The sequence below is a fragment of the Pseudomonas sp. PA-1-6B genome, assembly GCF_021609545.1.
Lineage (GTDB): Bacteria > Pseudomonadota > Gammaproteobacteria > Pseudomonadales > Pseudomonadaceae > Aquipseudomonas > Aquipseudomonas fluorescens_BV.
Genome location: NZ_WJZM01000023.1, coordinates 1 through 12,134 on the forward strand (window position 1 = coordinate 1; position 12,134 = coordinate 12,134).

The window sequence follows — 12,134 nt, forward strand, 5'->3', positions numbered from 1 at the left end:
ATACGTCGAAAACCACGGCCTCGCTCAAGAAAGGCGCTGATGGCGGAAAGCTTGAATTGCGTCGTGTATTTGCTCATGAAAAAGCCCCAGGAGTTGGATGGGTGTCCAACTTCTGGGGCGCACTTCACACCGCCTTCGCGGGCAAGCCCGCTCCCACAGGGGATCTGCGTTTGCCGGACGGGCACTTCTCCCCCATTCAAACCCGATTCGTTCTGCAATCCAGTGTTCTGATCAGCGCTTGGAAAGCTCCATGATCATCCGACTCAACAAATAAACCCGCGGCACCACACTCTCCACCTCGGCATATTCCTCCGCCGTGTGAATATTGCCCCCCACTATCCCAAACCCATCCAGCGTCGGCGTGCCTACACCGGCGGACAAGCTGGCATCCGCCGCGCCGCCGCTGCCTTCGATGGTCAACTTGCGTCCCAGTTCGCCATAAATCCCTTGGGCTATCGCTACCAACTTATCCGACTCTGCGGTCTGCGGCATCGGTGGCAGGCCGCGCTGCAGGCTGGTTTTAACTTCGGTTTCCGGGATCAATTTGTTGGCTGAAACCCGCGCCAGGTCTTTCTCGATCCGGTCGAACTCTTCCGGCAAGGCCGCACGCACGTCGGCCTTGGCGGTGGCTTGGTCAGGGATGACGTTGGTGCGGTCACCGGCCTTGAGCACGGTGAAGTTGATGGTGGTTTTCTTGTCTTCATCGCCGAGTTTGCCCAGTTGCAGGATCTGGTGCGCGGCTTCCATGGCGGCGTTGCGTCCCAGTTCCGGCGCAACGCCGGCGTGGGCGGCCTTGCCTTTGACTTCGACCACCGCGGTGGCGCTGCCTTTGCGCCACACCACCAGGCCGTCGGCGGGGCGGCCGGGTTCCAGGTTCAGGGTCACGTCGTGGCCCTTGGCAGTGTTGCGGATCAGTTCGGAGGCGGCGTCGGAGCCGGTTTCTTCGCTGGCGTCGAGCAGGAAGGTGATCTGCGCGTAATCCTTGAAGCCCTGGCTTTTGAGGACCTTGAGCGCATAGATGCCCGCAACGATGCCGCCCTTGTCATCCATCACGCCGGGGCCGTAGGCGCGGCCGTCCTTGATGTGGAAGGGGCGCTCGGCAGCCGAGCCTTCCTTGAATACGGTGTCCATATGGGCCATCAGCAGGATCTTGGCCTTGCCGGTGCCTTTGAGGGTGGCGACCACATGGCTATTGTTGGCGGCTTTATCCGGCACCAATTCGATGGTGAAACCCAACTGTTTCAACTCATTCACGGCGATATCGCGCACTTGGGTCAGGCCCGGCTCGTAGCCTGAGCCCGAGTCGATATTCACCAGGCGCTCCAGCAGCTTCAAGGCTTCGGCCTTGTATTGTTCGGCCTGTTGCTGGATCTGTTTATGAGGCTCGGCGCTGTAGGCCGGCAGGCTGAAAGACAAGGCCAGGGTAGCGGCCAACAGGGTACGCGGGAACGTGAAGAGCATGGACCGATCCTTGTTTTTTGTTGGAGGGTGCCCCGCCACCCTACCCCACTAAACTGACCGCAACCAACTGCCCTGTACCGAACTGACCCGGTTGCGCCCGCTGCTCTTGGCCTCGTACAGCGCCTGGTCGGCGTCGTTGAGCCAACTGATGGAGTCGGCGTGGCTCGGCTGGTACGGCGCCAGGCCGATGCTCAGGCTCACTCGCAGTGTTGGGTCCTGAGCGTAGGCCAAGGCGTTGAAGCGACCGCGCAAGGCCTCCATCACCTCGGTGGCACGGTTGAGGGGCATACCTGGCAGGATCACGCAGAACTCATCGCCGCCATAACGGCCGGCCAGGTCGGTGGTGCGCAGGTTTTGGCGCAGCACCTTGCTCAGTTGGCGCAGGACGATATCGCCAGTCACATGGCCGTAGGTGTCGTTGATGGTCTTGAAGTGGTCGATGTCGATCAACGCGATAGCCGCACCGGCCGGGCCACGACGGCAACGTTGAAACTCGATCTCCAGGTGGTCCTTCCAGGCGCCGTGGTTGAGCAGGCCCGACAGGCTGTCGGTGCGGCTCAAGGCCAGCAGTTCACGTTTGTGGCGGGCCAAGGTGACGGCTTGGCGGTAGCAGATCCAGCCCAGGGCCAGGGGATACAGCATCAGGATCGGCAGGCAGGCATACAGCTGGGCCTGGGTGGTCACGGCGATAAACCCTGGTGTGAACAGCAGCAACGCGGTGCTCAACCCCAGCGCCTGCGCCACCCAACCCGCGAACAGGAAGCGCGGCCCGCCGATGGCAACGTTGTTCATGCTCATCATCGACAGGGTGGTGACGCTGGGCAGCGGGTTGAAGTGCATCGCGCCAACCCAGAACCCACCGCAAAAGGAATCGAACAGCAGGCTGCGGCGTTCGCTGCGCAAGGTATTGGCCGAGCGCAAAGAACATTGAAAAGCCAGGTGCGGCCACGCAAAGGCATTGATCAGCATCCAGGCCCACACCCACAGGGACGGATTCAACGGATACATGCCGAACGCCACGCACACAAAGCCGAGCGTCAGCCCCAGCACGCGAGATTTGTACAAGCGCAAAGCGAGCGGAAGTCCTTTTCCTCCGACGGCTGGCATGGTGGGGGCGATCCTGGGTGAATGCCTGGAGTCTATCAGGGCGACGGCAAATCGCCACTACCGCTTATTGGCTAATACTTCAGTGCGAAAACCCACGCGCCAGCATCAAGGCGACGCCCAGCAGCAACACGGCCGTGATTCGCTGCAACAACACCCGCCGCTTGGGGTTTTCCAGCACGTGTTTGATGCGCTGGCCGAAATAGCAATACAGGCAGCCGCTGGCAAATTGCAGCAGCAGGAAGGTCAGGCCAAGGATGGCGATGTCCGCCGCCGAACTGTGTTCACCGGCGCCGGCAAACTGCGGGAACACGGCGCTGAACATGATGATGGTCTTGGGGTTGGAAAACCCGGTCAACAGTCCTTTGCCAAACAAGCTGCGCGCGCCCTCGACCTTGTCGGCGTTGTTGATCGACACGCCACTGCTGGTCCACTGCTTGTAGGCCAGGTAAAGAATGTAGGCCACCCCGACAAACTGAATGGTCTGGGTAATGGCGAGGTTGCCCTTGATCAACTCCGAGAAGCCGACGGCAAAGATCAGGATCGAAATCAGGTACGACACACTGGCGCCGACCTGCGCCGGGATCGAACTGCGCAGGCCGTCCTTCAAGCCCAGGCTCAGCAACAGCAACGTCATGGGGCCCGGGCTGAAGGTCATGGTGGCGCAAAACAGCAGAAAGTAGAGAAACGACGACAGGGTTAACGCACTTGTCATGGCCAGCACCTTGAATAAAGAGAAACAGCAGCAACGGGGCGAACGCGGCCGGCGCTCGCCCCAGGCCGATCAGGCGACGGCGATTTCGGTGGTCAGGGAGTCGCGGTACATCACCGCCAGGTCAGCCAGGGCAGCCTTGGCGGTCTGGTTGCGGGTTTCAAACGCGACCAGGCCCTTCCAGTTGGTCTCGACAATGGCCTGCAGCACATCGGCGTAATCGCAGTTGCCGTCATGGATGCCGAAGTGCTGGTCTTGCACGCCGTTGTTGTTGCTGAAGGAAATGCCCTTGATCAGGTGGTGGTATTTGCGCACCACTTCTGCCGGCAGGCCGTTCTCGATGTTGGCGTGGCCGGCATCGAGGAAGAAATACACATTGCTGTGGGCTTGCAGGCGCTCGAACACAAAGGCGTATTCGGCTTCATGGGTAAAGATGTAGTGGAACGGCCGATAGTTGACGTAGTTGGACAGGTTCTCCAGGTAGATATCCGTGCCCTTGGACTCGGCGTAGCGCGCCAGTTCCTGCACCGACTTGAGGTAATGCTCCAGGGCAACCTTCTTGGCCATCAGCACCATTTTCGGCTCGACGATGCAACCACCGTGAATGATCAACGGCGCGCCCAGGCAGCTGGCGATGTCGATTTCTTTTTTGACGTACTCCACAGCCGCACTACGGAAGGCTTCGACATCACTGCCCAACGGCGCTTTGAAGTTGCCATGGAAAACCGGCTTGACCCCCGTGGCCGCGATTTGCGCCTGCAGGCTCTCGATACGCGCCTCGGTCCAGTCATCGACCATTTCGCCGAACAGGCTGCCGTCGATGTACCAGTGGGTGCAGTCACCTTCGATGGCGGTTTGCAGGCCCTTTTCGGCGCCCAGGTACTTCTGGTGGGCCACACCGGTGCAGAACGGGACGGTGGCGTTGATCAGTTTGCTGTTCATGGGACGATTCCTTTCGTTGATGGAGTGTCAGGCGAATTGACGTTCAGGAAGATTGATGGCCATGAAATCGGCCTTGGTCACGCCGCAATCCGGGCATGTCCAGTCTTCAGGCACCTCTTCCCAAGGGGTGCCTGCGGGAATTCCGTCCTCCGGAATACCCAGTTCTTCTACGTACATAAAACCGCAGGGTGCGCACATATAAGTCTTCATGGAAATGCAAAATCCATTGCTCAGGTGTAGGAAATATCGCCATCTCCTGGCGAGATGCCGCGCAGTCTAGGGGAGTGGCATTGCGCAAGGCAGGTAAAGTGGTGCCTAATCCGGCCTAACTTCACCGGTAAAAGCACCGGCAAACACAAGGACGCGTCATGTTTGTATCCGCCATCGCTTTCGTAGAAGGCACGCCCAAGGTCCAGCAGATCGTCGAGGCGTTCAGCCAGGCCATCGAAAATGGCGAATGGGCACCGGGCAGCAAACTGCCATCCGTGCGTGAACTGACCCAGATCCTCGGCGTCAGCAAGTTCACCCTCAATGAGGCACTCGACCGCCTGCGCGGTCGCCACCTGCTCACCTCGAGCCAGGGCCGCGGCTACTTCGTGGCGATGGACAGCACCCGCCCTGCCTCGGTGACCTGGGTGGACCTATTGCCCCAAGACCTGCTCAGCGTATTGCGCCGGCCCTTGGCCACCGCCAGTGGCGAACTGCGCCCCGGTGGCGGGCACTTGCCGGAGGACTGGCTCAATGGCGAAGCGATCCGCCAGGCCATGCGCAGCGTAGTGCGTGCGCCGTCACTGCGCATCGCCGGGCTGGGCACGCCGGCGGGGCTGTTGCCGCTGCGCCAGGCGCTGCAACAGAAACTGCACGGCGAAGGCTTGTCGGTGCCGGTGGAACAGATCATCACCACACCCAATACCGTGCAGGGCCTGGACATGCTCATGCGCCTGCTCGCACGCCCCGGCGACACGGTGCTGCTCGACGCGCCGTGCTACTTCAACTTCCACGCCAACCTGGCGCTGCACGGCGTCAAAGTCATCACCATTGCACGCCGCCCCGACGGCTTTGACTTCAGCGCCCTCGAACAGCTGCTGGCCGAACACCGCCCCAGCCTGTATCTGACCACCAGCGTGTTGCACAATCCCACCGGCCACTCCTTCAGCCCCAGCCAAGCGTTTCGCCTGTTGCAACTGACCCAGCAGTACCACTGCCACATCGTCGAGGACGACCTCTACGGCGACTTGCACCCCAACCCTCCCCCACGCCTGGCCGCCGTCGCCGGGCTGGACCAGGTCACCTACCTGTCGGGGTTCTCGAAGATCCTGAGTGCCAACACCCGCGTCAGCTATGTGGTGGCCGCTCCGCAACTGGCCGCCAACCTGACCAACATGAAATTGATGAGCGGCGGCGTCACCTCGGAACTGTTCGAACAGATCGTCTACCGCATGCTCAGCGAAGGCAGCTACGCCAAGCACCGCAAACGCATGGTGCAGCGCCTGATGGAAGCCGGTGGGCGCGTCGAACAATGGCTCAAGCGCTGCGGGTGCGAACTGCCCATGGCGTATGAAGGCGGGATGTTCATCTGGGCACGCCTGCCGCCTGGCGTGAACGGCGAACTCCTGGCCCAGGAAGCCCTGAAACGCAGCATGGTACTGGCACCTGGCGCGCTCTTCGGCTACGACCCGGCCCACCGCGACTCAATGCGCTTCAATGTGGCCCACAGCGACGAACCACGGGTACAGCGGGTGTTTGAGGCGCTATTGCTGCACGGTGTTGCACAGAGCAATCCCCGCGCAAAAAAGTGATACACGTCCACGGCGCAGCGCGCCTGCTTACCTGAGCGGCATCAAGGCAAATCAGGACCTCGGTGCATCAGGTACACAGGCGTCGCCCTGGGCGATCAGGAACTTCTTGCGATACGCCGCCGGCAGCATCCCCACCCGTTGCTGGAACAGACGCCGAAACGAGTTGCTGTCCTCATAGCCCACCGCATACGTGATGCTGGCGAGGGTCATGCGTGTTGACTCCAGCATCTGCTTGGCTCGTTCCAGGCGCAGGGTTTGCAGGTAGCCAATCGGCGTACAACCAGTGGCATCCTTGAAACGCCGCTTGAAATTACGCACGCCAAAACCAAAGCGCCGGGCCACCTCATCGATCACCATTGACTGGGCAAAGTGCTGCTCCAACCAATGCTGCACACGCAGGATCTGCGCATCACCGTGGCTTTTGGGCAGCGACCACATCGCGTAGGCCGACTGCTCGGTGCGGCCGGCATCGATCAGCAGGTACTTGCCGCAGGTATGAGCCAGCTCCGGCGAGCCGAAACGGCGGATCAGGTGCAGCATCAAGTCCATCGCCGCCGTAGCGCCCCCGCACGTGATCAGGCGATTGTCTTCGCAAAGGATCTGCCCCTCATCCAGGCTGACCTGGGCATACCGACGCCGGAAGAACCCGGCAAATGCCCAGTGAGTCGTCGCACGCAAGCCGTGCAATATCCCGGTCTCGGCCAGCATGAAGGCCGCCGTGCACATCGACGCCAACACGGCGCCCTGCCCATGCTGCTCACGCAACCAGGGGCCGTAGGCGGCAAACGTCGGCATAGCTTCCTTGAGGGTAAAGAGAAACCCGGGAATCAGCACCAGGTCGGTGTGCGCGATCTGCGCCAGTGAACCGTGCACCTGCAGGCACTGCCCGCCCCATGCTGTCACCGGCTGGCCGTCCATAGACGCGAGCATCACCTCAAACGGCGGGCTGTCAGCGAACAGATTGGCCGCACTGAGCATTTCCATGGCCAGGGTGGCACTGGCAGCGGAACATTGATCCGCCAGGAGCAAGGTGACATGCATGTAATAACTCCGGCTTGCACTTTTCGCATGTAATAAGTCATTTACGCATCTACCTTAGCCGATTCCGCCCCCGTACAGTGCGGCCATTGATCAACTGTCTGGCGTTTTTATGAATCTCTGGTTTCGATTACTGCACATGCTGTTGCGCCGCCCCTGGCGCAAACCGGTTCACGGCCTGGCCACCACGGTGGTGCGCATGCGGGTCTGGCCGCTGGACCTGGACCTGAACCGGCATGTCACCAATGGCCGGTATTTCACCCTGGCCGATGTGGCGCGTATGGATTTTGTGCTGCGCACCGGCGCCTTTCGCGTGGCACTGCGCCATAAGGCGATGCCGATAGTCGGCGATACCTGGGGCAAGTTCCGTAGGGAATTGAAGCTGTTCGAGGCATTCGAGGTGCATACCCGCATTCTCGGCTGGGACCACAAGTGGAACCTGATGGAGCACCGTTTTGTCAGCCATGGGCGAGTGGTCGGCGTGGTGGTGATGCGTGGGCTGTTTCGATCTGCCAAGGGCACCCTGCCCCCGGCCGAATTTATCCGCGAGTTGGGCTTGGACGACACCTCACCGCCGATGCCGCAATGGTTGAGCGACTGGGCACGCAGTTGCGATGAGATGAGTGCGCAATTGCGCGAGCAAGAGCAGGTTTAAAAACCCCTGCTAAGCCTCGCGTTTGAGTTTCAGATGCCGCGCATACCATGGCCGCTGCGGCACACGTTTGAACAGCCCCTTGAGCAGCGCTTCATCGGCACCGAAGGTAATGCGCAGGGCCAGCTTCATGATCTCTGGGTCCATCTCCATCGAGCGCCCCTGTTGCAGCCCCGGCGTGGTGCTGCAGCCGTGGGTGTCCGGGCCCAGCCACGGGTCACCTATTTCCACCCAGCGGCCTGGCGCAAACCAGGCTACGCCGTTGACTTCCAGTCGGCTCACCTCGCCTGGGTTGAAGCGCTCGTGGGCACGAAACCAGTCTTCGATGCGGTCATCGATCCAGCCGTGGAAATGCCAGAACACCGGGTTCACATGGGATGAAAACGGGTCGCCCAGAAAGTCGTTCTCCGGCGCATACCAACGTGCGGCAAAGTCTGCGGGGTCACGGGCGAAGGGGACCGGGGCGCCGTTGGACGGGTCGCGGGGCACCGAGGCCCAGCGCATATGCAGCCAATCGTGCAGGCCCAGCTCCATTTCCGAGCCCAGTTGGCCCAGGGTCAACTTGGCCAGGTAGCGCGGGTCGCGGTATTGGGATTCCCATACCTGGAAGTTGCTGTGGTAGGTCTCGGCCGCCTTGATATCGCTGACCCACTGGGTGTAGTCGGCATCATCCGGCGCTGACCAACAGGGCGGCAGCGCGAAACCGTCGTGGTTGTCAAAGTAGCGTACAAAGCCCAGGCGATCCCGCTCCAACGGCGGTTGCGGCTCGGGGAATTGCGGCCAGGAGGGCAAGTCCTGCATGGAACGTGCGGTGCCGAGCATGTGGCGGTGCATGAAGAAGAAGTCGATGCCCGAACCATTGCGGTCCTTGCGCTTGCCGCGGGCGTCGCGTTCCTGACCACGGGGCCCCGGTTGCCAGCCGATGCCACGCAGGGCCTCGCGTTTTTCTTCGGAGAGCTTGTGCCATTGGTCACGGGTGGCATGCCACAGTTGGTGAAACAGGCGGTGCTCGGGAGAAATCAGCCAGGCCAGCAAGGTTGGGTTGAGGCCGATGCGCTGGCGGGCCTCGGGGAACAGTTGTTTGTGGGCGATAAAACGGTTATCGCGTTCGGTCAGCGCCAGGGGCCGCTCGAGGTCGAGGATATTCCCGCTGAGGGTGGCGCTGCCGGCATTGCCGAAATCGGCCCAGACTTCATCCAGGGTCATCTTGAATTCATAGGCCGGCACGCCGCCGGCTGAATCGCGGTCGATCAAGCGCCAATAGAGCACGGCGCCCTCGCCCGTGAGCACATCACCCAAGACCCGGTAGCGCGGCTCGCCTTCAGCGCGCAGCTGCTCGGCGGTGTCCAGGTAACCGCGCAGGCCACGGCCACGGGGGGCGATGTCGAGCAGTAACTCCAGGCCATGCAGCGGCAGGCCCGCAAGGCCCGCATCGCGGCCTTCCAGGCGCAGGTTCCAGACGCCCCGCAGGGTGTTCGCCAGGTGCTGGCCCTGGGTGTCAGCGAGGTCGACCGTGGCTTCGCCGGGGGTGATGGGAAACTCTTCTTCCCGTGTCAACTCGCGATGGGCATAAAAGGCCGCGGGCACGGCTGCACCGGTCAGCGCCAGGCCTGCGATGAACCCACGTCGGGAGATTGTCATTGGCTACCTTAGGAAACGGCTTGATCAGAGCTAGAACGTTTGCAGCCTGACGAAATTTACCGCCCTGCCCCCGCCACCTAAATTTCCCCCGTCATCGCTCGTTCTTCCCTGATAGCAAAGGCCTCAACTGACTGAGATGGCAATGACAAAATCACGTTCGAAAAAGGCGCTGTATATCGGCCTGCCGCTGGCCCTCGCTATCGGCGCCGGGGCTGGCTTGCTGGTCTGGGATCAGTGGTTCAAGGGCAACGCCGGCTACCCGCTGGAGGTGATCAAGCAGGCCAATGAAATGCAGGATCGCCTGTTGTCGTTCGACAGCCACATCACCCTGCCCCTGGATTTCGGCACGGCGGGCAACGAGGCCGACAAGGATGGCAGCGGCCAGTTCGACCTGGCCAAGGCCGCCCGCGGCCGATTGTCGGGCGCCGCGCTGACGATCTTCGGCTGGCCGGAAATCTGGAACGGCGCCAACGCCCCGCACAAGCCCACCGACGGTTTTGTCGAAGAGGCCCGCCACGAGCAGGAAGTGCGCTACAAGATCATCTCCGGCATGGTGCGTGACTTTCCCAACCAGGTGGGCATTGCCTACACACCGGACGATATGCGCCGCCTGCACGGCGAAGGCAAGTTCGCGATTTTTATCAGCATGCTCAACGCCTACCCCTTGGGCAATGACCTGAACCAGCTGGACTTGTGGGCCGCACGCGGCATGCGCATGTTCGGGTTCAGCTACATCGGCAATAACGCCTGGTCCGACTCGTCGCGCCCGCTGCCGTTCTTCAATGACTCCACCGATGTCCTCGAGGGCCTGTCGCCTATCGGCCAGCAAGCGGTGCATCGCCTCAATGACCTGGGGGTGATCATCGACGTGTCGCAGATGTCGACCAAGGCCCTGGAGCAAGTCGCGCAGTTGAGCCGCACGCCGATGGTGGCGTCGCACTCGGCGCCACGGGCATCGGTGGACATCCCGCGCAACCTCAGTGACAAGGAACTGCAACTGATCAAGAACAGCGGCGGCGTGGTGCAAGTGGTGGGTTTCCCCGCCTACCTGCGTCCCTTGAGCCAGCCGACCCAGGACAAGCTCAATACCTTGCGCGCACGCTTCGACCTGCCGCCACTGCCCAACCTGGCCATGGCCCTGATGCCCGGCGATGCAATCATTGCCGCCTGGCCCGAGCAACGCTTCGGCCAATACGCCAGCGCGCTGTACGGCATTCTCGAGGAAGAACCCAAGGCCACCCTCAAGGACCTGGGCGACGCCATCGACTACACCGTGCGCAAGATCGGCATCGATCATGTCGGCATTGCCTCGGACTTCAACGATGGCGGCGGCCTCCAGGGCTGGGAGAACGTCGGCGAGGTGCGCAACGTCACTGCCGAACTGATCCAGCGCGGCTACTCCGAAGCCGATATCGCCAAGCTGTGGGGAGGCAACTTCCTGCGGGTGTGGGACCAGGTACAAAAAGCCGCCAAGCCATTGGCCAATCGCTAACCACCACGAAGTAAGTCCATGACCGACCGCCGTACATTTCTCAAGCAGGCCGGCGTCTTTGCCGCGAGCCTGCCACTGGGCACCGCGTTGCTGCCTCAGGCAGTAGCCACCGTTACGAACGACCCATGGACGGGATTGAAGCAACTGTTCAACCAGGACCCCAATTACCTGCATTTTTCCAACTTCCTGGTGGCCTCGCACCCCAGGCCCGTGCGCGAGGCCATCGAACGCTACCGCCAACAGATCGACCGCAACCCTGGCCTGGCCATGGACTGGGACCTGCAGGAAACCTGGAAGCGTGAGGGCCAGGTACGCGAGTGGGCCGGCCGCTACCTGAACGCCACGCCAGCGCAGATCGCCCTCACCGGCAGCACGTCCGAAGGGCTGGCGATGATCTATGGCGGGATCAAGGTGCGCGCCGACCAGGAAATCCTCACCACGGTGCATGAGCATTACGCCACCGCGTTCAGCCTGGACTTCCGGGTACGCAAGGAGCAAACCCAGGTTCGCAAGATACGCCTGTTCAAAAACCCCAATCAGGTCTCGGCCGATGAAGTGCTGGGCAACATCCAACGCAACATTCGCCCCAACACCCGCGTGCTGGGCATGACCTGGGTGCAATCCGGCAGCGGCGTAAAACTGCCCATCGGTGAGATCGGCAAGCTGGTGGACGAACACAACCGCAACCGCGACGAGCCGGACCGCCTGCTCTATATCGTCGATGGTGTGCACGGCTTCGGCGTGGAAGACCTCGACTTCCCCGCTATGCACTGCGACTTCTTCATCGCAGGCACTCACAAATGGATGTTCGGCCCGCGTGGCACCGGCCTGGTGTGCGCCCGCGAGACCGAAAACAAATACGTCACACCGATGATTCCGACCTTCTCCGAAGACAAAAACTTCGCCACGACCATGACGCCTGGCGGCTACCACGCCTTCGAACATCGCTGGGCCGCCGACGAAGCCTTCAAGTTGCACCTGCAACTGGGCAAGGCACCGGTGCAGGCACGTATCCATGCCCTCAACACCGAACTCAAGGACCAACTGCTGGCCCACCCGCAGATCGAACTGGTGACGCCGCACAGCCCCGAGCTGTCAGCAGGTTTCACCTTCTTTCGGGTCAAGAACCAGGACAGCGATGCCGTCGCGGCCTACCTGATGAAAAACCGCGTGGTGGTGGACGCAGTGGACCGTGACGTTGGCCCGGTGATTCGCACCTCGCCGGGCCTGCTTAACAACTCGGATGAGATCCAGCGCTTCATGACCCTGCTGAGCCAGCGGTTATGACCCCTT

Annotated in this window: 12 protein-coding genes; 5 read left to right on the plus strand and 7 right to left on the minus strand. The window is 61.7% G+C overall.

What is annotated here, in order from left to right:
* Nucleotides 1–254: hypothetical protein (locus GIV35_RS13045; RefSeq protein ID WP_236265952.1), on the plus strand; the 254-nt coding region annotated here is incomplete at its 5' end.
* On the opposite strand, the gene GIV35_RS13050 is transcribed toward GIV35_RS13045, so the two are convergent.
* From GIV35_RS13050 to GIV35_RS13070, 5 genes are all read right to left on the minus strand, one after another.
* Nucleotides 232–1,461, minus strand: coding sequence for a M20/M25/M40 family metallo-hydrolase (locus GIV35_RS13050; RefSeq protein WP_089042803.1), 1,230 nt, complete (start codon nt 1,459–1,461; stop codon nt 232–234). The genes GIV35_RS13045 and GIV35_RS13050 overlap by 23 nt on opposite strands.
* A gap of 48 nt (nt 1,462–1,509) precedes the next feature.
* On the minus strand, nt 1,510–2,568 hold the full coding sequence (locus tag GIV35_RS13055) for a diguanylate cyclase (protein ID WP_236485881.1): 1,059 nt from the start codon (nt 2,566–2,568) through the stop codon (nt 1,510–1,512).
* A 79-nt stretch (nt 2,569–2,647) separates the two neighbouring features.
* Nucleotides 2,648–3,280: a LysE family translocator gene (locus tag GIV35_RS13060; protein WP_034127731.1), complete on the minus strand. Its 633-nt coding sequence runs from the start codon at nt 3,278–3,280 to the stop codon at nt 2,648–2,650.
* Nucleotides 3,281–3,349: 69 nt separating this feature from the next.
* The gene (locus tag GIV35_RS13065) at nt 3,350–4,219 is read right to left on the minus strand and encodes a sugar phosphate isomerase/epimerase family protein (RefSeq protein WP_236265919.1); all 870 of its coding nucleotides are present in this window, start codon (nt 4,217–4,219) and stop codon (nt 3,350–3,352) included.
* Between the two features lie 27 nt (nt 4,220–4,246).
* A complete protein-coding gene (locus GIV35_RS13070; RefSeq protein ID WP_014718115.1) occupies nt 4,247–4,429 on the minus strand; it encodes a rubredoxin in 183 nt (60 codons plus the stop codon).
* Between the two features lie 158 nt (nt 4,430–4,587).
* On the opposite strand from GIV35_RS13070, the gene GIV35_RS13075 reads away from it, so the two are divergent.
* Nucleotides 4,588–6,018: an aminotransferase-like domain-containing protein gene (locus tag GIV35_RS13075; protein WP_105226591.1), complete on the plus strand. Its 1,431-nt coding sequence runs from the start codon at nt 4,588–4,590 to the stop codon at nt 6,016–6,018.
* A gap of 51 nt (nt 6,019–6,069) precedes the next feature.
* Here the strand turns inward: GIV35_RS13075 and GIV35_RS13080 are convergent, their stop codons facing one another.
* Complete coding sequence (locus tag GIV35_RS13080; protein WP_236265521.1) at nt 6,070–7,059, minus strand: GlxA family transcriptional regulator; 990 nt, start codon at nt 7,057–7,059, stop codon at nt 6,070–6,072.
* Between the two features lie 109 nt (nt 7,060–7,168).
* Between GIV35_RS13080 and GIV35_RS13085 the strand changes: the two genes are divergently transcribed.
* Nucleotides 7,169–7,711, plus strand: coding sequence for a thioesterase family protein (locus GIV35_RS13085; protein WP_105226589.1), 543 nt, complete (start codon nt 7,169–7,171; stop codon nt 7,709–7,711).
* Nucleotides 7,712–7,720: 9 nt separating this feature from the next.
* On the opposite strand, the gene pvdP is transcribed toward GIV35_RS13085, so the two are convergent.
* Nucleotides 7,721–9,349, minus strand: coding sequence for a pyoverdine maturation tyrosinase PvdP (pvdP, locus tag GIV35_RS13090; protein ID WP_236265522.1), 1,629 nt, complete (start codon nt 9,347–9,349; stop codon nt 7,721–7,723).
* 142 nt (nt 9,350–9,491) lie between these two features.
* On the opposite strand from pvdP, the gene pvdM reads away from it, so the two are divergent.
* A complete protein-coding gene (gene pvdM / locus GIV35_RS13095; RefSeq protein ID WP_236265524.1) occupies nt 9,492–10,841 on the plus strand; it encodes a pyoverdine-tailoring dipeptidase-like protein PvdM in 1,350 nt (449 codons plus the stop codon).
* A gap of 18 nt (nt 10,842–10,859) precedes the next feature.
* Complete coding sequence (pvdN, locus tag GIV35_RS13100; protein ID WP_236265526.1) at nt 10,860–12,128, plus strand: pyoverdine-tailoring periplasmic protein PvdN; 1,269 nt, start codon at nt 10,860–10,862, stop codon at nt 12,126–12,128.
* Nucleotides 12,129–12,134: the final 6 nt, after the last annotated feature.

Coding starts and splice junctions, on each gene's coding strand:
- pvdN (WP_236265526.1), top strand. CDS start 10,860: ATGACCGACCGCCGTACATTTCTCAAGCAGGCCGGCGTCTTTGCCGCG.
- GIV35_RS13065 (WP_236265919.1), bottom strand. CDS start 4,219: ATGAACAGCAAACTGATCAACGCCACCGTCCCGTTCTGCACCGGTGTG.
- GIV35_RS13050 (WP_089042803.1), bottom strand. CDS start 1,461: ATGCTCTTCACGTTCCCGCGTACCCTGTTGGCCGCTACCCTGGCCTTG.
- GIV35_RS13070 (WP_014718115.1), bottom strand. CDS start 4,429: ATGAAGACTTATATGTGCGCACCCTGCGGTTTTATGTACGTAGAAGAA.
- pvdM (WP_236265524.1), top strand. CDS start 9,492: ATGACAAAATCACGTTCGAAAAAGGCGCTGTATATCGGCCTGCCGCTG.
- pvdP (WP_236265522.1), bottom strand. CDS start 9,349: ATGACAATCTCCCGACGTGGGTTCATCGCAGGCCTGGCGCTGACCGGT.
- GIV35_RS13055 (WP_236485881.1), bottom strand. CDS start 2,568: ATGCCAGCCGTCGGAGGAAAAGGACTTCCGCTCGCTTTGCGCTTGTAC.
- GIV35_RS13075 (WP_105226591.1), top strand. CDS start 4,588: ATGTTTGTATCCGCCATCGCTTTCGTAGAAGGCACGCCCAAGGTCCAG.
- GIV35_RS13080 (WP_236265521.1), bottom strand. CDS start 7,059: ATGCATGTCACCTTGCTCCTGGCGGATCAATGTTCCGCTGCCAGTGCC.
- GIV35_RS13060 (WP_034127731.1), bottom strand. CDS start 3,280: ATGACAAGTGCGTTAACCCTGTCGTCGTTTCTCTACTTTCTGCTGTTT.
- GIV35_RS13085 (WP_105226589.1), top strand. CDS start 7,169: ATGAATCTCTGGTTTCGATTACTGCACATGCTGTTGCGCCGCCCCTGG.